Annotated in this window: 15 protein-coding genes; 5 read left to right on the top strand and 10 right to left on the bottom strand. The window is 59.6% G+C overall.

The window, feature by feature from the left end:
• Positions 1-8: 8 nt before the first annotated feature.
• Complete coding sequence (locus FIV05_RS10270) at positions 9-1,097, bottom strand: GTP-binding protein (protein WP_031270558.1); 1,089 nt, start codon at positions 1,095-1,097, stop codon at positions 9-11.
• Positions 1,098-1,327: 230 nt separating this feature from the next.
• Here FIV05_RS10270 and FIV05_RS10265 point away from each other — a divergent pair, with 230 nt between their 5' ends.
• The 4 genes from FIV05_RS10265 (at position 1,328) to FIV05_RS10250 (ending at position 7,205) form a co-directional block, all read left to right on the top strand.
• Positions 1,328-2,509 (top strand): pyridoxal phosphate-dependent aminotransferase, encoded by a 1,182-nt coding sequence (locus tag FIV05_RS10265; protein ID WP_152509493.1) that lies wholly within the window; start codon positions 1,328-1,330, stop codon positions 2,507-2,509.
• Between the two features lie 151 nt (positions 2,510-2,660).
• The gene (locus tag FIV05_RS10260; protein WP_152509492.1) at positions 2,661-4,832 is read left to right on the top strand and encodes a diguanylate cyclase; all 2,172 of its coding nucleotides are present in this window, start codon (positions 2,661-2,663) and stop codon (positions 4,830-4,832) included.
• Between the two features lie 274 nt (positions 4,833-5,106).
• Positions 5,107-5,547: a universal stress protein gene (locus FIV05_RS10255; RefSeq protein WP_209009927.1), complete on the top strand. Its 441-nt coding sequence runs from the start codon at positions 5,107-5,109 to the stop codon at positions 5,545-5,547.
• Positions 5,548-5,576: 29 nt separating this feature from the next.
• The gene (locus FIV05_RS10250; RefSeq protein WP_152509491.1) at positions 5,577-7,205 is read left to right on the top strand and encodes a BCCT family transporter; all 1,629 of its coding nucleotides are present in this window, start codon (positions 5,577-5,579) and stop codon (positions 7,203-7,205) included.
• A gap of 224 nt (positions 7,206-7,429) precedes the next feature.
• Here FIV05_RS10250 and FIV05_RS10245 read toward each other — a convergent pair whose 3' ends face one another.
• The 4 genes from FIV05_RS10245 to FIV05_RS10230 all read right to left on the bottom strand — a co-directional run bounded on the left by FIV05_RS10245 (position 7,430) and on the right by FIV05_RS10230 (position 10,958).
• A complete protein-coding gene (locus FIV05_RS10245) occupies positions 7,430-8,521 on the bottom strand; it encodes a LacI family DNA-binding transcriptional regulator (protein ID WP_055661151.1) in 1,092 nt (363 codons plus the stop codon).
• A 115-nt stretch (positions 8,522-8,636) separates the two neighbouring features.
• On the bottom strand, positions 8,637-9,173 hold the full coding sequence (locus FIV05_RS10240) for an OmpA family protein (RefSeq protein WP_286202282.1): 537 nt from the start codon (positions 9,171-9,173) through the stop codon (positions 8,637-8,639).
• 104 nt (positions 9,174-9,277) lie between these two features.
• Complete coding sequence (locus FIV05_RS10235; RefSeq protein WP_152509490.1) at positions 9,278-9,922, bottom strand: L,D-transpeptidase; 645 nt, start codon at positions 9,920-9,922, stop codon at positions 9,278-9,280.
• A gap of 130 nt (positions 9,923-10,052) precedes the next feature.
• Positions 10,053-10,958, bottom strand: a complete 906-nt coding sequence (locus FIV05_RS10230) for a DMT family transporter (RefSeq protein ID WP_152509489.1) — start codon at positions 10,956-10,958, stop codon at positions 10,053-10,055.
• Between the two features lie 132 nt (positions 10,959-11,090).
• Here FIV05_RS10230 and FIV05_RS10225 point away from each other — a divergent pair, with 132 nt between their 5' ends.
• Positions 11,091-11,546 (top strand): methylated-DNA--[protein]-cysteine S-methyltransferase, encoded by a 456-nt coding sequence (locus FIV05_RS10225; RefSeq protein ID WP_023003661.1) that lies wholly within the window; start codon positions 11,091-11,093, stop codon positions 11,544-11,546.
• An 88-nt stretch (positions 11,547-11,634) separates the two neighbouring features.
• On the opposite strand, the gene FIV05_RS10220 is transcribed toward FIV05_RS10225, so the two are convergent.
• The 5 genes from FIV05_RS10220 to FIV05_RS10200 all read right to left on the bottom strand — a co-directional run bounded on the left by FIV05_RS10220 (position 11,635) and on the right by FIV05_RS10200 (position 20,318).
• A complete protein-coding gene (locus tag FIV05_RS10220) occupies positions 11,635-13,608 on the bottom strand; it encodes a DNA/RNA non-specific endonuclease (protein WP_152509488.1) in 1,974 nt (657 codons plus the stop codon).
• Between the two features lie 156 nt (positions 13,609-13,764).
• Positions 13,765-16,863, bottom strand: coding sequence for an ATP-binding protein (locus tag FIV05_RS10215; protein WP_152509487.1), 3,099 nt, complete (start codon positions 16,861-16,863; stop codon positions 13,765-13,767).
• Positions 16,860-18,593, bottom strand: coding sequence for a serine protease (locus FIV05_RS10210; RefSeq protein ID WP_152509486.1), 1,734 nt, complete (start codon positions 18,591-18,593; stop codon positions 16,860-16,862). Before FIV05_RS10210 ends, FIV05_RS10215 begins: the two co-directional genes overlap by 4 nt.
• 298 nt (positions 18,594-18,891) lie before the next feature.
• Positions 18,892-19,230 (bottom strand): cupin domain-containing protein, encoded by a 339-nt coding sequence (locus FIV05_RS10205; RefSeq protein ID WP_152509485.1) that lies wholly within the window; start codon positions 19,228-19,230, stop codon positions 18,892-18,894.
• On the bottom strand, positions 19,227-20,318 hold the full coding sequence (locus FIV05_RS10200; RefSeq protein ID WP_152509484.1) for an alkene reductase: 1,092 nt from the start codon (positions 20,316-20,318) through the stop codon (positions 19,227-19,229). Before FIV05_RS10200 ends, FIV05_RS10205 begins: the two co-directional genes overlap by 4 nt.
• Positions 20,319-20,331 lie beyond the last annotated feature (13 nt).

The raw sequence follows: 20,331 nt of genomic DNA, 5'->3' as shown, positions 1-20,331 counted from the left end.
CTTCTTCCTTATTGCGCGGCGCAGGCCTGGAAACTGTCTCTCAGGACATCCCAGTTGAGATCGCGGCCGATGAAGACCAGGCGGCTTTCTCGCGGTTCATCCTCTTTCCAGTCGCGCTGATGATCGCCTTCAACGATCATGTGCACCCCCTGGATGACATAGCGCTGCGGATCCCCCTTGAAGGCAATGATGCCCTTCAGGCGCAGAATGTTTGGGCCTTGAACCTGCGTGACCTGGTTGATCCAGGGAAAGAACATGTTGGGATCAAGGTCGCCTGCCTTCAGGGAAATGCTCTTCACCGAATGGGGATCTTCATCGTGATGATGATGGTGATGCCCATGTCCATGATCGTGCCCATGGTCATGATGATGATCGTGGCCGTGATGATGGTGGTCATGGTCGCAGTCCGGACCGCATTCGTCGGCATGATGACCATGCTCAAGGAAATGCGGATCGAGCGACAGGATCCTGTCGAGATCGAACGCACCCCGATCCAGCACCTTGGCAATCTCGATACCGCAACGCTCGCTCCGGTGGAGCACGGCATACGGATTGATCGAACGGATACGCGCCTCGACGGTGGCAAGCTCTTCGCCCGAGACGAGATCGGTCTTGTTGATCAGGATGACATCGGCAAAGGCGATCTGGTCTTCGGCCTCTTCGGTGTCTTCCAGACGCTGCAGCACGTGGCGGGCATCGACAACGGCCACGACCGCATCGAGTTTCGCGGCAGCACGCACATCGTCGTCCATGAAGAAGGTCTGTGCGACCGGAGCCGGATCGGCAACACCGGTGGTCTCGACGATGATCGCGTCAAAGGCATTCTTGCGCTTCATCAGGTTCTGCACAGTGCGGATCAGGTCACCGCGCACGGTGCAGCAGATGCAGCCGTTGTTCATTTCGAAGATTTCTTCGTCGGATTCCACGAGCAGATCGTTATCGATGCCGACTTCGCCGAACTCGTTGACGATAACCGCATAACGCTGACCGTGGTTTTCGGTCAGGATCCGGTTGAGAAGTGTGGTCTTGCCGGCACCCAGATACCCCGTCAACACGGTAACGGGGATCTGTGCCTGGCTGTCCTGGGTCGCAGTCATTGCGCGCTTTCCTGGCAGAAGATAAAGGGTCGCCCGCCGATCGGCGGGCCGCTTGGGCGCGAATATAAGCATTTCACCGCCGTATTGGGAGGGCGGTACGGAAATTTCCCTTTTCCCGCCATACCTGTGGACACTCGCCCGAACGCTTTGACCGTTCTTCAGCCTTTTCAAATCCTTGTCCGCCGCATTAACGTCGGCTCGAGGAAGCGCGCAAAGGCATGGAGACCAAAATGCTGCACACGATTGGCGGATTTGACCGGATTGGCGAGGAAAACGCATTCGCCGTGCTGGCGCGGGCAACGGAACTTGCCGCACAAGGCCGCGACATCATCAACCTGGGCATTGGTCAGCCGGACTTCAAAACGCCGGATCACATCGTTGAAGCGGCCATCAAGGCCCTGCGCGACGGTCAGCACGGTTACACGCCCGCAACCGGCATTGCCCCGTTACGCGAAGCAGTCTCCGCCGACCTTCTGAAACGTCACGCGGTGGAGACCGACCCCGGCAACGTTCTGATCGTTCCCGGTGGCAAGGTCACCATGTTCATGGCTATCTTGATGTTCGGCGAACCGGGAAGTGAAATTCTCTATCCCGATCCGGGCTTCCCGATCTACCGCTCGATGATCGAGTTCACGGGCGCCCGGCCCGTGCCGGTTCCGATCCGCGAGGAAAACGACTTTGCCTTTTCTGCCGAAGAGACGCTGTCGCTGATCACCGACAAGACCCGGCTTCTGATCCTGAACTCGCCGGCCAACCCCACCGGCGGGGTCACCCCGCGTGCCGAAATAGAAAAGCTCGTCGCCGGGCTGGAACGCTTCCCTGATGTAGCCGTCATGTCCGACGAAATCTATTCGCAGATGACCTATGACGGCATGGAACACGTCTCCCTGTTGGGGTTCCCGTCGCTGCGCGACAGGCTCATCCTGCTCGACGGCTGGTCGAAGACCTATGCCATGACCGGCTGGCGGATGGGTTTCTCCCTCTGGCCCGAAGGCCTGATCGACAAGGCGCGCAAGCTCGCGGTCAACGCGTGGTCCTGTGTCAACGCCCCCGCCCAGTTCGGCGCTCTTGCAGCGCTTACCGGACCGCAAACCGCAGTGGCGGACATGGTTCGGGAATTCGACGGTCGGCGCAAGGTGACCGTTGACGGCCTGAACGCCATCGAAGGTATTTCCTGCCGCGTTCCGCTTGGCGCCTTTTACGCCTTTCCGAATATCAAGCAGACCGGCTGGAAGGCCAAGGCACTTGCATCCGCCCTTTTGGAAGAGACCGGCGTTGCGACCATCGGCGGCCCCGACTTCGGTGTATTGGGCGAAGGCTACATCAGATTGTCTTACGCGAATTCCACGGACAACATACGCGATGCGCTGGGACGGATAGAAAAATTCCTGAACGAAAACCGCAAGAACTGAAAACTTGGCATAAATACTGATCGCCAGACCTTTCCAAGGTTAACATGCGTATTTTCTTCAAGGAGTCTTCCGTTACGTATCCCTTTTATTAAACTTTTATTGTCTTGAATGGCATCGCGGCCCGCAAAAAGGTCGGACAACGGGGACGGAAATGACCAAGAACATCACTTTGGATCTTGAACAGACGTTCGGCGAATTGAACGAATGTGTCCTCGTGACCAACCCCGAACGCACCATCATTTTCATGAACAAGGCCATGTCCAACCTGCTGAAGGTGGACCGCGAAGAGGTTGTTGGCACGACGACAAAACGGTTCTTCGCCGATCCGAACCAGTTCGCCCAGATGGCCGAACTTTATCAAACTCCGACCGATCACCGGAACCGCAAGGCCTATTCAATCGATCTGGTGCTCGAAGACGGGTCGAGCGTATCCGTCGAGGTTGTCAGCGCACCGCTCTTCGATACAGAACACTCATTGACCGGCATTCTGTTTATCGCGCGGGATCAGGCGGAACGAAAGGCGCTGGAAAGCAAACTGAGCGACATCGCCTTGACGCTTGAAGATGCCCTGGACGCGATTTCGGAAGGCTTCGCACTCTACGACAAGGATGACCGGCTGGTTATCTGCAACGACAATTATCGCGAGATCTATGCCCATTCGGCACCGGCCATGTTCCCCGGCAATCGTTTCGAGGACATCCTGCGGTTCGGCCTGAACCGCAAGCAATACGAGACGGGCGGCAAGACGGACGACGAATGGTTGGCGGAGCGCCTCGATCGGCATCAGGCCGGCGATGGCACGGTCCTGGAGCAAAACCTCAGTGACGGCCGCTGGCTGCGCATTTCGGAAACCCGCACCCGCGCCGGCGGCATCGCCGGCATCCGGTTCGACATCACGGAACTCAAACACGCCCAGGCCAAGGCCGAAAACGCCTACAAGAACCTTTCGCTCATGGCCGACAACATTGTTGCCAGTGTCACCGAAGTCGATCTGGAGGGCAGATGCGTCTTCATCAACAAGACCGCGTGTGACTGGTTCAACGAAAAGCCGGAAACGCTCATCGGCACCCGGCTTCGTGACCGCTTACCCTGGAAGGAACGTGAAACCGTTCGCACGATCTTCGAGGAAGCGATGAGCGGTGAAAAGGTTTCATCGGAAGTCAGCTTCCATTTTCCCGACGGCATATTGCGCGAATGCCTGATGAGCTGTAACCCGCGCTTCGGCGATGACGGTGCCGTTGAAGCTATCGTGGTTCTGATTTCCGATATAACCGACCGGAAGAAAACGGAACGTACGCTGGCCGAGCTTTACGCCATCACCTCGACCCGCGAGCTCGGCCACGAAGACAAGATTGCCGAAATCCTGCGTCTGGGGACCGAACACTTCGAGGTTCCCTTCGGCATTATCAGTCACGTGATTGACGACCACTACACGATCACGCACGCCCAGAGCCCGGAAGGAGAACTCGTTCCGGGCACTTCGTTTCCGTTGCAGGACACCTATTGTCTGTTGACGCTGAAGTCCGAAGAGCCGATCGCGACCTCAAATGCCGCGAGCTCGGAGTTCGCCAGGCATCCCTGCCACGAGATCTTCAAGTTGGAGACGTATATCGGCGCCCCGATTCTCGTGGATGGTGAAGTTCATGGGACAATCAACTTCACGGCCCCGGACGTGCGCAAAAGGGCATTTTCCCCGTCGGATCTTCAGATCGTGCGTCAGTTCGCGGACTGGGTCGGACATGAGATCGCCCGCCAGCGCGATCATCAGGCCCTGATGAACGCCAAGATCAACCTGGAGCGGGTCGCCAGCATCGACGACCTGACCCAGATCCTGAACCGCCGCGCTTTCTTGGAACGGGCCAATACAGAAGTGCAACGCTTCCGCCGCACCAAGCGCCCCTTCACGGCTGTGATGATGGACATCGACAAGTTCAAGCAGATCAACGATCTGTACGGCCATGCCACCGGCGACGAAGTTTTGAAAAAATTTTCCGATACCGTCAGCAGCGCCCTGCGTGCTGTCGACATCTTCGGCCGGGTCGGTGGCGAAGAGTTCTGCATGATCCTGCACAACGCCGAAATCGAAGATGCCATGCTGGTGTGTGAACGTCTGCGGGTGAAGATTATCGAGGAATGCCAGCTCGACATCGTCAAACAGACCGTCACCTGCAGCATGGGCCTTGCCACCGTCGCCCGCGAAGATCTGGAATTTTCAACCCTCATGCAAAAGGCCGACACGGCGCTTTATGAGGCAAAGTCGACGGGCCGCAACAAATGCGTTGCCCACAAGAGTTCGTATCCGGAACACGCTCCGGCCCTCTGACCGGCCCAGACCGTCTGACCTGGTCGCATCCACGTTCGACACGCGATGCCGTAGCGTTTTCCCGGCTTCGCGCGCAAAATTTCGCGCTATTTCGAACCCAACGCGCCAATATGTCGCATCGGGACGTATTCTTGCCGTTCTTTTGACGCCGCCCTCCGTATATGCAACAGTAGTGTAATCGTAGCGGAGCGGGACAAGACGACATTACACTAGAATGCAATACTGAAGCGGACCCTCCGCGCAAGGACCTCTACGGCTTGAATCTTGTATATTCTTGCCTGAACAGATCTTGGAGGGACATTTGTTCACAAAAATACTAGTTCCGATTGACCTCAGTCATGCGGATAAACTTGAAAAAACCATCGCAACGGGTGCTTACATAGCAAAAACCAATAGTATTCCCGTGGTATTTGCGGCGGTAACTTCAAACACACCAAGCGCCCTGGCCCACACGCCGGACGAGTTTCGGGAAAAGCTGGCTGCCTACGCTGCCGCAGAAGGGCAGAAACACGGGATCACCGCTTCCGGTCATGCTGTCTTCTCTCACGATCCGGCTGTCGACCTGGAAAACGCGATTCTGAAGGCTGTTCACGATACCGGCGCGGATCTCGTTGTCATGGCAACGCACATCCCGCACGTGCCGGATCACTTCTGGCCGTCGAACGGTGGACGTGTCGCGAGCCATGCAGATGTATCCGTCTTCCTCGTGAGATAACCCGTTTCCCGAACAAAAGGAGCGCTCCCATGAGCGACAATCAAGGCATTCCGGATCCGGAAGGCGCCGCCAATCTCATCGACACCGAATACGAGATCGGCCAGGACAACATCGAAACCTCTGTCGGCCCTTTCAGCCTCGACATCCACAATCCGGTTTTCCTGGTCTCTGGCCTGACCATCGTTGCTTTCGTCTTTCTGACCCTCGCCTTTCAGACCGAAGTCGGCCCGATGTTCGATCATCTGCGCAAGTGGCTGACATCAAACCTCGACTGGTTCTTCATCATCTCCGGCAACGTCTTCGTCCTCGTCTGCCTGGCGCTGATCGTCACCCCTCTCGGCAACGTCCGCATCGGCGGCAAGGACGCCGAACCCGACTATACCTATTTCGGCTGGTTCGCCATGCTGTTCGCCGCGGGCATGGGCATTGGCCTGATGTTCTTCGGGGTGCTGGAACCGGTCTATCACATGGCCTTTTCCGAGCCGGTCGGCGTGCCCAAGCCTTTTGACGCGGACGGAAATCTCATTCCGGAAAATGTCGCGGCCGCGAAGGCCATGGGCATGGCTGCAACGATCTTTCACTGGGGACTGCACCCCTGGGCGATCTACGCAGTGGTTGCACTCGCTCTTGCAATCTTCTCCTTCAACAAGGGGCTGCCGCTGACCATGCGCTCGGTGTTCTATCCGATCTTCGGTGAGCGCACCTGGGGCTGGCCGGGCCATGTCATCGATATCATGGCCGTGTTCGCCACCCTGTTCGGTCTCGCCACCTCGCTCGGCTTCGGCGCCCAGCAGGCCAACGCCGGTCTCGATTTCGTCTTCGGCATTCCTGTCAGCACCACGGCACAGGTCGTGCTGATCATCGGCATCACCGCTGTTGCACTGGTCTCGGTTCTGCGTGGTCTCGACGGCGGCGTTAAAGTGCTGTCGGAAATCAACATGCTGATTGCGGCGCTCTTGCTGGTCTTCGTGATTGCCGCAGGGCCAACCGCAACGCTGATCTCGGACTTCTTCTCCAACATTATCGCCTACGGCAGGGAAATCGTGCCGCTGTCGATGCCATTCGGCCGCGAGGACGATAGCTTCCGCCAGGGTTGGACGTCGTTCTACTGGGCCTGGTGGATCTCCTGGTCGCCGTTTGTCGGCATGTTCATTGCACGTGTCAGCCGTGGCCGCACTGTTCGGGAGTTCATCGTCTGCGTCCTGATCATTCCGACCATCGTCTCGGTAATCTGGATGACCGCGTTCGGCGGCACCGCCATCGAACAGGTCCTGACCAACAGCGACAGCCAGGTGCATGAATATGTGATTGCGAGCTACAGCCCCGAACTGTCGCTCTTCGGCATGCTCGCCGATCTGCCGATGGCATCGATCACCTCGTTCATCGCCATCATTCTGGTCATCGTGTTCTTCGTCACCTCCTCGGACTCCGGCTCGCTGGTGATCGACACGATCACGGCAGGCGGCAAGGTCGATGCTCCGGTGCCGCAGCGCGTGTTCTGGTGCACCTTCGAAGGTCTGGTTGCCATCGCGCTTTTGCTTGGCGGGGGCCTGGGTGCCCTGCAGGCAATGGCGGTCTCGACCGGGTTCCCCTTCACGATCGTGCTGTTGCTGGCCTGCTACGCCATCTTCAAGGGACTGGCGGACGAACCGCGCTGACCTGAAACAACAGGAACACCTGGAACGGGCGGCTCAGGCCGCCCGTTTTTGCATCCGAACATGACGAGCCACGTCGCAAGCATCCCGGTCAGGCGAATCGCGAGCCGGAATCAGGGAGCAGCAGCCTCAAAATGCTTGGATTGTTCCAGACCCGCGCGAGGCGAGGGCCGACAGGATGAACTGACTGCCTCTTAAAAGCAGGCGGCAACCGCCAGCCGGCTAGTCTAGTCCGCCAGCTTGGGAGCCAGTCGCACGCCGGGAGGCGGCGAACTTTCACGGATCCGCACGTCAGGCTCGATGACGATGGGTGTATTGGGCACGCGGTCGCCCGCGATCTGGCGCAGCAGGGTCAGTGCTGCCAGCCGCCCGATCTTGTCCGGCTGGGCTGACACCGTCGTCAGCGCCGGCGTGCGCGCATCGGCGCCGTCGATATCGTCATAACCGGTAATCGCCATGTCCGGCCCAGGTTCTATCCCCGCTCGCCGGAACGTGGTCATCATTCCAAGGGCGACGAGATCGTTGAAGCCGACGATGGCTGTGGGGCGATGTTCGGCTTCCAGGATCTTCGGCACTGCGGCCCGGCCATCGGCCTGGGTCATGAGCTCCGGCAGGTCAAGCTGGCTTGCGGGATCGATCCCCGCTTCTTCCAGCGCCTTGCGCCAGCCGGCATTGCGATAGCGGCCGGTCGAGCTGCCACGGCGACCGCCAACCATGGCGATGTCCTTGTGTCCCTGTTTGATCAGGTGCTTGGTGATCTGATAGGTGCCGGCAAGATCGTCACCGCGTACGCACGGTGCCCAGACCCCCGGAACCTCGCGCGCCACCAGCGTCACGGGTATCCCCTGGTCCACCAGCCTGTTGATCTCTTCGGCCGAGGTTCCGACCGAAGGACAAAGGATCAATCCGTCCGCGCGGTGCTGCAACAGCGTGTTCACGAACGCACGCTGGCGTTTGACGTCGTCACGGTGGTTGCAGATGAAGATCATCTGCCCCTGCTCTTCCAGAACGTCCTCGAGCGCAGAAAAGACTTCGGCGAAGTAAGGGTTCAGGATGTCATGAACGGCAACGCCCACAATCTGGCTACGGGCGGTTCTGAGAGAAGCCGCCGACCGGTTGTAGATATAGCCGATCTCCTCCGCGGTCTGCTTGACCTTCGCCCTGGTTTCCTCGGCAACAAGCGGACTGTCCCGAAGCGCCAGCGACACGGTTGCCGTGGAAATACCGAGCTGGTCGGCAATGTGCCCGAGAGTGAGCCTTTTACCAGGCTTTTGCGGAAATTCCGGCTGGGAGGGAGGGGAACCGTTGTCTTCAGACATTCCTATTTCTCAATAACCGCAGCGGCGTTGGGAGAGACCGTTATAGCCCTCTCCCCTCTGGGTAAACAGGTTTTTCTGTTTTTCCGAAGTTTGGGATCGAAGCCCCTCACAGAGGTCAGCGCCTTCCAGCGGGAGCGGAATCGTCGAATTCCTCACGTAGATTGACGACAACCCTGCGGTTCTGTGACTGACAGGTGACCTTGTCGCAATCCGTCACCGGACGCTCCACGCCATAGCCCTTCACCCACATGCGCTTGGGATTGACCCCCAGCTTGACCAGTTCGGCCATGACCGCGTTCGCACGTTGGGTCGACAATGTCTTCTGCGCGGCCTCGCTGCCCGGGTCGTCGGCGTGCCCCTGGATCTTGACCAGCCACTTCTTGTTCGACTTCAGCCACTTGGCCTGATTTTCGATTGTGATGCGGGCCTCATCGGTGACCACAGCCGAGCCCTGGTCGAAATAGACCCGGCGTCCGACATTGATGATGAATTCCTCTTCCGAACCCGGCGAAATATTTCCGAACCCGGCAGCTGGTGCGTTGGTCACGTCGGGTGACGACAATCCACCGGCGCTGTTGCAGCCGGCCACTCCAAATCCGATCATGAGCGCAAAGACTGCGCCCCGGCCGATCCGGCCAAATGTATTTTCCAAGGAAGCCCCCAAATCCTCTTTAAGTTTCCCCCTCGCCCGGCAGCCCTCAGCCTCTTCGACTGCAGCTCCGCCGGTCGATTGCAAATTGCTCCGGATGAACGGGCTCAGCCCGCTTTTTCTCCAAGATGCTCCAGCACCAGAACGCCGGTCCCCTTGGGGCAGCGCTGGTAAAGGTCGACAATGTCTTCCGGGAACATGCGCACGCAGCCACTCGACACATCATGGCCGATGCTCCAGGGCTCCAGTGTGCCGTGCAGCCGGTACCCGAGGTCGGTTCCATCCCGGTAGAGATACAAGGCCCGTGGCCCTAGTGGATTGTTGGCAGCTCCGCCTTCAACCATTCTCGGCAGATCCGGCTGCCGCTTCAGCATCTCCGGTGGCGGCACCCACCGCGGCCACAGGGCCTTGCGGTCAATCCTGGCGCGGCCGAACCACTGGAAGCCTTCACGCCCCACACCAACGCCATAACGAAGCGCGGTGTTGTTTTCCCATACCCAGTACAGGAAGTGATTGTTGGTATCGACCACCACGGTGCCGGGTGGCTCGTCACTGAAATACTTCACCATCTGCCGATGCCAGACGGGATCGATCTTCTTGAAGTTGGTTCTTCTGTATTGAAACCCGCTATCTTCCTGATAGCCACTGAAATAAGCGTTTGCAGCTGCATTGGCGTTCGCCACCTGCGGCAAGGCCAATGCGCCTGCCGTGGCTGCTGCCCCTGTCAAGAACCTGCGGCGGTTCAGCTCCATCCCACACCTCCCTTAAAGGCTGGCGATCCTTCCTGACCGGCGGTTGTTTTAACCCCGGCGGGTATTAAGACGGGAACTATCCAATCCCGTCAACCGCCTAAGGCCAGCGTACGGGCAGATGCAGCCTTGATCAGATCCCCTTCACGCGTTCCCGGTAGAGGATGTAGAGGCCTGACGCGACAACGATGGCTGCCCCGAGAATGGTCGTGTACGTGGGCACGTCGTCGAAGATCAGGAAGCCAAGCGCGATCATCCAGACAATCTGCGTATAGATGAAGGGCGCCAGCACCGGTGCAGGCGCGATCCTGTGCGCCATGATGAACAGGAAATGCCCGCCCGCACCAAAAGCGCCGGTCGCGAACAGCAGAACCCATGTCCACACGTCCGGAGGCGTGACCCAGACCGAGATACCAGCAGGCGCCATGGCAATGGCTGCGACAATACCTGAAATGATCAGCATTCCGGCAGAGCTGTCCGTTGCCGTGAGCTGGCGGGTCAGCAGCGCATAGACCGCGTAAAAGGACATGGCCGCAACCGAATAGATCGCCGCCCAGTGCATGCCGCCAAGTCCTGGCCGGGTGACCACCAGCACTCCGATGAAGCCGACAATGATCGCTATCCAGCGGCGTAATCCGGCCCATTCGCCAAGCAGCGGCCCGGCAAGGGCGGTGATGACGAATGGCGCGGCGAACATGATCGACATGGTTTCGGCCAGCTGCAGGTAACGAACCGCCAGGAAGTTGAAAATGGTGGTACCGAGCAGACAGAAGGACCGCACGATCTGCAGGACCGGCCGGTTGGTCTTCAGGAGCGAAGGTTTCTTCCAGACCTGGAACAGGACCAGCGACAGGATCACGTGACTGACGAACCGCATCCAGACGATCTGCAGCGTCGGCAGGCTGGCCGACATGTATTTGGCCGTTGCATCCAGAACGGAAAAACTGAGGCAAGCCAGCACGATGAGACCGATCCCGGCGAGCGGCGCCGTGGCAGCGGCGGCATTGCCGGTCGAACGGTGCTGACTGTCATGCGCCATCGGCGGCGGCCCTTTTCAAACGATCATCCGCAGATGAAAAAGAGAGTAGCGGACATGTCCCGGCAGGAACGGTCCGGTTGAGATAATTGCACCAACCCACTACCTAACCTTAAAAGACAAGCGGGGACGGTTATGCCGGTTGCAGAAATTGAAACATGGCTGGGACGCCTTTCCATTACGGAAGTTGACGGCGCAATCACCCAATTACACTGGAACGGGCCCTCTGGCAAAGAAGAAACACCGTTGCTCAAGGAAGCGGCACGCCAGGTACAGGCCTATCTCGCGGGTGATCTGAAAACCTTCGACCTGCCGCTCGCCCCGAAAGGCGGCGAGCTACACCAGGCGGTGTTCAAGGCGATGCTCGCAATCCCCTATGGCGGAACACGCACCTATGGCGACCTTGCCAGGGAGCTGGACACATACGGTCAGCCGATCGGTCAGGCCTGCGGAGCCAACCCGATACCGATTATCATTCCCTGCCACCGGATCCTGTCGGCGAACGGCCTTGGCGGATATTCCGGCTCAGGCGGTACGGAAACAAAGATCGCCCTTCTGAAACTGGAAGGTGGCTACCCGTTCCTGGTCTAGCGCAGCTCAAGTCGTCGATGTCAAACACCTGCCACTCCGGCCCTGCCGATAAAGGCAAAGACCGGAGCGGCGGCAGGCTCACATTTTCTCACAGGACCAGAGAGTCCGCTCCCGTGATCTCGACAAACTGCGGTCGGCTGTCGGGCAGCTCAAGCTCGTCTGCAAGAGATGCCAGCGGATCTACATCCCTCAACGGTCCGAAATCGAAGCCCGACAGTTCTTCCAGAAAGGCAACCGACACCTGGAACGTCTTGTATTCACCAAAGGCGAACCCTTCGACAGCTTCCGACTCGCGGCGGTCCTGCAGGTATTTCTGAATGGCCTGTCCCTGACTTAACAGATAGGCGGTCGCGTGCAGGCGAAGACTGCCGTCGTCCTGCAAGGCATCCATCACCACCACTTTCCAGTACTGCAGGGGCAGATTGATGCCGACCCCGTCGAGGAACGGATCCTCGTCATCGTCGAAAAGGGGTCCGGTAAAGACCGTCGCCCGGAAGGCATGGGTCTTTGTGCTGTCGAGGATATGGTTTTCCAGACCTTGCCAGGTGGACCGGTTCTGGTTGAGGGAGGAATGCTGCGGCGAGGCGTTCGTGTAGTGGAACGTATCGTCGTTTGCCAGTTGCGCCACCGGGCGGTCATCGCCCCAGTTCGGGTCCTCGCGCCGGACCATGTGTCCCCGGTCCAGATCTCCCGGGAAGTCGCCCTTGCCGAGCTGCGCTTCGACAGGAATGCGCCGATCGAAAAACCACTTGTCCGGTTTCTTGCGTTTGATCTTGATTGCCTTTTCGCCGTCGATGTTGACGACAGTGACCACGGGGCTTCTGCGATCGACATCATAGAGAAGCCCGAAGTGGGTATAGCGCAGCTCATGCGGACGGCCGGCGAGCGCATCCGTCGGGCTGGCCAGATTGAACAGGCCGTCCGGCAACTTCGGAAAGTCGACCTTTTTCGACAGGAAGTTGGGATCGTAGCCGTTCCGGTCGGTAAAATGGTTCGGGTCGTGGAAACCGTCGGCCACCTCCTGTTCAAGACTGGCCTCGACCAGGACCTGCGTGGGCCGGTTGCCTGACAGAAGGTCCCGCAGCGTGCTCGCCCTGACAGCGCTGTTGGCAATTCCATAGGCTCCGGCGAAATGCAGCCCCACCACCTTGTTGCGATCAAGGCTCAGGATCGGCGAGCCGGAGTTTCCACCGAGCGTGGTGCAGTCGTGGCTGAGCACGGTTCCCGGCGCAACCGGCATCATCTTGCCCGGAGCAAACCGCTTCACATCGTAGAGGCCCTTGAAATACTTCTCCATTTCGGTGCGGTCGTTTCGGCTGTCGAAGGCCGGATAGCCGATCACCGCAACGATCTCGTCCGTTTCCGCGTCCGTATCCACCAGAGGCAAGGGCGCCACGGCGAAGCCGGCAGGTTTTTCGATCCGCCCGATCGCGACATCGGCGCTGGCATCATCTGCAAGATAGGTGAAGCGAAGGATCTCGGCCGGGCGCTCGTCCGACGGCAACGCGCCAACCTCTTCGTTGAAATCCACGCGCGCACCGTAACGGACCATCGTGAAGGGCGAGCGCATGAAGACGCCCTCTCCCCTGGCGTTTCGGCGTGCGACAATCTTGGCCACGTGCCGGTTGGTCACGACAAGAAGATGCCGGCCATCAGCTTCTTCTCCGACCACCCAGGCGGTTCCGCCCCAGGTCATCGAGTGATTGATGAATTCAACCCGCCCGACCGAGCCGAGCCAGTGTTCGTTCCGCTTGATCTTGATGTCTATGTCGGCACCAAACTCATCCGGCAGCGGGATCAGCGAGACCGCGCCGTTTTCAACGACCATCGGCGGCCGGGTAACCAGTCGCACGATGGCTTCCAGTTGCGTCAAAGGCGTGCCGGCGGCTTCAAGCTGGCCGGGGGACATATCCAGCGCATCAAGCGTGTCCGGTATGTCCAGTCCAAGTTGCTCGACAAAGGGGTGTCCTGCCTCGATGGCGCGTTTTGCAGCCTCAAGCCGTCCGCCCGATTTCAATGCTTCGAGCCGTCCCTGACTTTCCAATAATGCTCGCGTGTTCATGGAAATTCCTCCAATATCAATGTCTGTATTATTGTCCGGTATTCCCCATAGGTTCGGGCTTCGACGAGGCTTGCGGCCTTGCCGGAAACACGGAACCTGAACAGTGCCCGGCTCTCTCCTTTCTTTCGTGTTTGACGAAGCTGCAAACGCGCTCGACTAGAACAATGTCGATGCGTCGACCGGTTCGTTTCTTTTCGCAGCATCAGCCCCGATCACGGCCAACGCCGCTGTCAGGGCTGGCCCCATGAGCCTGGGTGCAAGGGCAGTTGCAATGTCCTGGGCAGAGCCCGCGGTCATCGCCATTGCCAGCGGCCGCATCAGCCGCCGCTCGAAAACACTCCGGGCACGCCGTGCCCCTTCTTCCGTGTCGGGATAATCGGCCGCATAGGCCAATCGCCGCAACAGCGCCCGGGCGGTTGCCGGCGGATCCTTCCGCGAAAGCAGACTGTTGACCCGCGCCATCAGCAAGACATCGCTCTCACCGTTGCCCCAGTAAGACGGCGGCGTACCCGGGTAGGACCAGATACCGCCACTGAAGCGCCGCCACCGTTCGGCCGCCCGCGCAACCGTCGGCGCATCCGGAACAGCATTGAACACTGCAAATGCCCCTACCCAGTCGCAGGTAAGGCCCAGCGCCCCCAGAATTTCCGGTCCTTCGATCTCGATGTCGCTGGAGTAGCGCTCGAAACTGTCGAAGAGATCAGGCGTTCCCAGCATTTCCAGCGTTTCATGCAACCCCTCGTAAAAGCCGCGCAGATATTGCGCCATGCGCGGACTGTGCTGAATGCGTGCAAGAACACTCAAGGGCGCGATTGCAGGGTTCATTCGGGCAATGGTGTGCTGATCCGTGTCGGGATGCTGTTGTCCGGTCATGATCGCAAACCGCTCGGCGCGGTTGGCACCCTGCCGGATTGCATCTGCCGGATATTCCGAAACTCTCTCACCGAACCTGAAGACGGACATGGCAACCGGATCCAGGATCTCCACATACTCCGGCCGCCCTTCCTGGCTGGCCATGAGAGCGAATTCCAGCGCCCCCTTAAGGGCAATCCTGGAACCCTCGGAACGTGCCTGCCAGGCTGTTGCCGCCAGTTTCTCATCACCACGCAACCGGGCGACAAGTCCGTCGAAATTCGCTTCCGCCTCGATTTCCAGCAGGACCAGCCCGTAGAGGCCAGGGTCTTCCCGGCTCAATCGTTCCAGCAAGGATTTCGGCAGTTTCCGCCAAAGGGACATGGCCCGCGCCCACTGGCCGGACAGCCAGAAATAGGCAAGCGTGGCAGCAGCCTCGGGACGGGAAGGTGACGGATTTCGCGGAAAGGCGTTGTTGAGGGTGAAGATATGATCGGCCTCGAACACATCGCCCCGCCGAAGGGTCAGTTCGAGTTCGCGGATCAGTTCCGGCTCGACCTCCTCCGCTTTCGAAGTCGGAACCGGTTCGGATGTTCCCTGTTCGCTGCTGGTATAGCGCGCCCGGCGCGAGCGTTCCCCGCGCTCCTGCAGGATGGCATTCGTCGCAGGAAGTGGAAGCTCGTCCAGCTCATCTTCGCTGAGGCCCGCCACCTCGGCTGCGGTGAATTCTGGCATCGGGTCCCCGGCCCGCGTCGCCTGGAAGGCATGATAGAGCGCGGTCTCACGGTCGAACCCGGCAAACCAGTTTGCCGCCGCCCGGTCTATTCTTGCGGCCAGCTCCGGCTTTTCGACGTAGAGCATGGGCAGGATTTCCTGCCGCAGGTCGCTGCGGTGTTTCAGCCAGTCCTGACCGTCAACGGCCACCAGCCAATGGTGGCTGCTGAGTTCCTGCCAAAGTCGCCTGGACGCAGCTTCATCAATATCCTCACCGAGCCCGAGCGCCGGCGCCAGAACGAACTGGATTGCCTCGGCGCTGATCCGGCGCAGGACAAGACCAGGGTGTGCCAGCTTCGCCAGCAGCGGGTCGTCAATGCGCGAAAGGATAGCCCGGTAAAGATAGGCTTCCGTGATGCTGCCTGCCTCGCCGTATTCCAGTTCGCCCGGATCGAAGTCCTCCGCCTGCGTTACCTTGGCTGAAAGCCGCAGCATCAGCGGGTTGCCGTGCGAAAGTTCGAAGATCCTGTCATGCAGATCCGGGGGAGCCCCCAACTTGTCCAGAAGTTTGCGGGATTCCGTCTCGCTGAGGCCTTCCAGCTCCAGAGGCGGTCCCTCAATGCGTTTGCGGACGGAATCGAGCGCATCCCCCCGCCCGGCCGCAATGATCGAGATCGGTGACAGCCCGGCCCGCACCAGATTGTCCAGAACCTCGAACAGCAGAATGGGCCGGGTTTCGCCATGGCCGCGCAACACTTCAAGCGTATCCAGCACCAGGACCACCTGCCCACCATGCGACCGCACCGCAGCGCCCATGGCATCGACCAGCTCGGTCGGCAAAAGGGTACTGCTCACCGTCGTACTGGTCGTTTCCGCATTGCCGGAATACTTGAGCCTCAGGTCGCGCAGTCTGGGGGCTTCGTCTGTCAGGATATCGCCCAGCTGACGGGAGAGCTCATGCACAAGCTTGTCGGGATCTTCCAGGTTCAGCCCGCGCCGGTCGAAGTCCAGGCGCAGAACGATCGGAGCCTTTTGAGCAGACCTGTGTTCCGCCATTGCCCGGTCGATCAGAAAGGATTTGCCGATGCCCGGCAGGCCGGTGATGAACAAGGCGCTGACAGGTGTTTTTTCCTGAGGCCGCGCGCACCAGTCGAGCAGGCGGGCCAGTTCCTTCTCCCGGCCAAAAAACTCCCGGCTCAGCATGGCATTGGCCCGCCTTGCGGCATCCACGCGGTTCATGACACCGCGCAGGCGCACCAGCAACGGATAGGCAGGCGCACTCGGCCCGGCCCTGTCGAGGTCATCGGATATCTCCTCGATCCGTTTGAGCTGATCCTGCTCGGGCAGATCCGGTGTTTCGGCAATCAGTCGTTCGATGGTCTCCTGCGAGAACGGTTCGTCACCACGCAGGGCTCTGGCAACAGGTGTGTCTTCCTCCGGAGTTTCGATGGTCTTGAGCACACCATGGCGCGGCCCGTTGCGAAGAGACCAGACCGGCTCGGAGGAAATTTCCAGGACGACCTTGTTGAGCTCCGTCAGCAACCGGGCAATCGTCAATGGCGTCAGCTTGTCCTGCAAGACCTTGGAAGCTGCCTCCACCGCATCACGCGGCGTGAAGGTTTTGCGCGTTGCGGCAAACCGCATGGCCGCCTTCAGGCCTTCCGCGAGCTGGTCACCGTCCTTGCTCATGGCGATGATGCTCCTTCGGCCGGAAGCAACGGTGCGAGAGACCTTTGCAGATTCTCCGACACGGTTTTCACTTCCGCACTGCGATAGACCGTTCCCTGGGCTTGCACGCCGTGAAGGGCCTGCATCAGAACGAAATCGACCACATGCGTCGGCAGGCCAAGCCCCAGCGATCGGTTGATCGCCTCAAGTGTATGACGGACATCCTCGCGGTCGAACTGGCCGATGTAATCCACCATCACTCCCGGCCCGGTCAGCGCACTGGCATTTTCCGCCTTTGGCCCCGGAACGCTGTAGGTCTCTCCCCCGGCCATGACAAATCGAAGACGCGTATCGCTCAGGATCATTGCCAGAAGCAGTTCCAGTTGCTGTTGTGCCGCCTTGCGCAAACCTCCGCGTGGATTGTCGAAATAGATCCAGCTCGGCCTGTCCGCGGTTGCGCCGGTCGTCTTGGCCAGGAGGTCCACCAGTTGCCTGGCGCGATCCTTGTCGCTTGCCCCTTCACTGGTTTCGTCGTCCGCAGCCCCCGGCCGTGCAAGCAGCGGCGTTCCGCCGTGCAATCTCTCGTTCAACGTTTCCAGCAGGTCTTCCATTCCCAGAGACAGTTCGACCCTGAACACCTGCGCCGCTTGACCGTTCTGCGCCAGAACCTGACACAAGAGATCGTAGGAAAATTCCAGTCCCGTCGTCTGGTCGATCTCCATCCGCTTGATCCAGATCCCGCGCAAGTGACGGGCGGCTCCCCGCACAACGTCATGGATGGCATGACAATAGCGCTGCCGTCCGATAATCAGATGACCATCGACACGCCCCGTCAGCGAATAGATGTAAGGCGGTGCCCGGTCCTCCGCAATTGCCTGTGTAAACTCGTCTATGCCGGCGAAGGTGGCGTAAGGAACGATTTCGGACACACCGTTCAGCTGTCCCTGATGGAAGCCTGCGAATGCAAGATCTGTATCGAAAACCGACCCGCCTGACGACCCGGGTCTGGTGACGCCGTCCTCCCATTCCAGTTGGATACGAGGAGGATCATCGATCGTCGCCCGACCGGTAACGAAGGTGACGCCCCTGCCGTTGTCGTCCTGTCTGTGGCTCAGGCAAAGCTTTCTCCGCCCGGTGATCCACGCCGGAGATTCCGCCGGCAATTCGTAATAGGTTGTCATCGGTTGCTCGATGGCGAGCAAGGCGACATCCGGGTTGGCACGCAGGATATCCCCGTCCTGCAGACCGACATCCCATTGATCGTCATGACAAGGCATCTCGAAACGCACACCAAGCACGCGCAGCGATTTGCTCCCTTCTTGCGTGCGAACCGTGAGGCCGGACCGGCGCTCCTTCCGCTTGTCCTTGACTGTCACATGCCAGGCGGTCAGCGCGAGCCGGTGAGACACGAGTGTCGCGATCCCGCAAAACCCTATTTCGTCGAAAACATACAGCTTGAAGCCCAGCATCTTGTGCGCGAAATCACCGAGATCCTCGAGATCGAAATTGGCGGCGTTGATCGGCTCGATTGGTTGGGTGAGGTGGAACATAAACTCCCAGCCGAGATTTTCCTCGTTCAGAAAATCAGCAAGCAGTTCTTCAAGAGGCTGCCCGGTGATGCCCGCCGTGCTGCGCAAGGCATCCAGCGTCATCAGGGAATCCGTGAACCCCTGAACCCGGCGCAACACCCTGTCGACAGCCGCTTCGTTCTGCTCCAGATGCTGCTTCAGCTCTGCACTGGTTACCGGCATGTCCAACACCGTATCGAGAATCGTTAAAACAATGGAGCCTGTCTCTTCAAGCCGGCACGCCAGTCAACCGCCGACGGTCGGATGAGAATATGCGTCTTGTCGGTCAAAATACGGCCAACCGCACGTTCTCCCAGGCTTCAGAACCCAAGGGCACAATTATAGCGTCATTCAAACTGAAAATAAACGCACAAGTATACGCCGCCTGATGCAGCTGCAGACGCCGAAAAGGACGATCCTGTGCTCGCAAGCAAAGCAACAGGTATCGTCCATTCCGTTTGTCTTGTCTGCCGAAACCCGTTTACCGGACGAATTCGACGGTCACGAAAACAAGTTCTGCTTCGCCCGTGTTGGTGAGATCGTGCACGAAGGCCGTATCCGGCGACAGATCCGACATATGCCGGGTATCACCCGCCCTGTAGGTCACGTCCAGAATGCGGCCATCCGCCTGACGTGAGACGGCCTTGCCATCGGTCAGGACGGTCCAGAAATAAGGCCGCTCGTGCCGGTGGGCAGGCAGTGTCTCGCCCGGCGCCAGTCGAAGATGCCAGACTTTCACGCCGTTTTCTTCCGACACCAGATGCGTCCCGACCCTGTCGGTCGCCATTGCAATCTCTGCCTTGCTCATTGGGTTGGTCATGCTGCCACCGGATAGCTTGTGTAACCTGCGGCATCACCACCGAAGAGCGTCGACCCATCGAAATCGGCAAGCGGCACTCCGTCCGCCAGGCGGCGCGGAAAGTCCGGGTTCGCGATGAAAGGACGTCCAAAGGCAACGAGGTCCGCATATCCATCTGCAAGGATCCGGTCTGCCTTCACCTTGGTATAGCCACCGGCAACAATGACGGTACCGGAGTAGACCTCTCGCAAGGCAGCCCGGAAGCTTTCGGGCGTTTCAGGCGCGTCGTCCCAATCGGCCTCGGCAAGATGAACATAGGCAAGACCGATCTTGTCCAGTTCCCCGGCGAGCTTCAGGATCGTCTGCGGTGCGGCCGGATCGTCCATGCCGCGCTGGGTGATGAAGGGTGAAAAGCGAATGCCGGTCCGCTCCGCCCCGATGACTTTTGAAACGGCTTCAGCCACTTCCCGCGCAAACCGGATGCGGTTTTCCTGACTGCCGCCATAAGCATCCGTCCGCCGATTGGAGGTCGATCGCAGGAATTCGTCGATCAGATACCCATTGGCGGCATGGATCTCGACACCGTCAAACCCGGCTGCCCTGGCGTTGGCTGCAGCTGTCCGGTAGTCCTCGACGATGGCAGAAATCTCTTCAGCTGTGAGTGCTCGCGGAACAGGACATTCGATCATGCCACCCTGACCCGTAGCCGGATCAACCGCCCAGATGGACGCACCCGGGGCGATGGCCGAGGGAGCAACCGGCTGACCTCCACCCTGGAACTGGGCATGGCTCATGCGGCCGACATGCCAGAGCTGCAACACCATGCGCCCGCCTTTTTGGTGAACGGCGTCCGTCACCTTGCGCCAGCCATCGACCTGTTCCGCCGAATGGATGCCGGGAGTGAAGCTGTAACCCTGGCCCTGCGGTGAGATCTGCGTGGCCTCGCTGACAATCATCCCGGCGCTTGCCCGTTGGGCGTAATAGTCCGCCATCATGTCATTGGGCACATTGCCCGGCTGCGTACTGCGCGAGCGCGTCATGGGAGCCATCACGATGCGCGACGGCAGGGCAAGGGGACCGAGGTCATATCGGTCGAACAGGCTGGTCATGGAAAGTCCTTTC

It is taken from the genome of Labrenzia sp. THAF191a, from assembly GCF_009363335.1.
Taxonomy (GTDB): domain Bacteria; phylum Pseudomonadota; class Alphaproteobacteria; order Rhizobiales; family Stappiaceae; genus Roseibium; species Roseibium algicola.
Note: the sequence above shows the minus strand (reverse complement) of the source record. Positions and strands in the feature narration are given on the sequence as shown.

Coding starts and splice junctions, on each gene's coding strand:
- FIV05_RS10210 (WP_152509486.1), bottom strand. CDS start 18,593: ATGCCGGTAACCAGTGCAGAGCTGAAGCAGCATCTGGAGCAGAACGAA.
- FIV05_RS10250 (WP_152509491.1), top strand. CDS start 5,577: ATGAGCGACAATCAAGGCATTCCGGATCCGGAAGGCGCCGCCAATCTC.
- FIV05_RS10270 (WP_031270558.1), bottom strand. CDS start 1,097: ATGACTGCGACCCAGGACAGCCAGGCACAGATCCCCGTTACCGTGTTG.
- FIV05_RS10245 (WP_055661151.1), bottom strand. CDS start 8,521: ATGTCTGAAGACAACGGTTCCCCTCCCTCCCAGCCGGAATTTCCGCAA.
- FIV05_RS10260 (WP_152509492.1), top strand. CDS start 2,661: ATGACCAAGAACATCACTTTGGATCTTGAACAGACGTTCGGCGAATTG.
- FIV05_RS10205 (WP_152509485.1), bottom strand. CDS start 19,230: ATGACCAACCCAATGAGCAAGGCAGAGATTGCAATGGCGACCGACAGG.
- FIV05_RS10265 (WP_152509493.1), top strand. CDS start 1,328: ATGCTGCACACGATTGGCGGATTTGACCGGATTGGCGAGGAAAACGCA.
- FIV05_RS10200 (WP_152509484.1), bottom strand. CDS start 20,318: ATGACCAGCCTGTTCGACCGATATGACCTCGGTCCCCTTGCCCTGCCG.
- FIV05_RS10220 (WP_152509488.1), bottom strand. CDS start 13,608: ATGAACACGCGAGCATTATTGGAAAGTCAGGGACGGCTCGAAGCATTG.
- FIV05_RS10225 (WP_023003661.1), top strand. CDS start 11,091: ATGCCGGTTGCAGAAATTGAAACATGGCTGGGACGCCTTTCCATTACG.
- FIV05_RS10215 (WP_152509487.1), bottom strand. CDS start 16,863: ATGAGCAAGGACGGTGACCAGCTCGCGGAAGGCCTGAAGGCGGCCATG.
- FIV05_RS10235 (WP_152509490.1), bottom strand. CDS start 9,922: ATGGAGCTGAACCGCCGCAGGTTCTTGACAGGGGCAGCAGCCACGGCA.
- FIV05_RS10230 (WP_152509489.1), bottom strand. CDS start 10,958: ATGGCGCATGACAGTCAGCACCGTTCGACCGGCAATGCCGCCGCTGCC.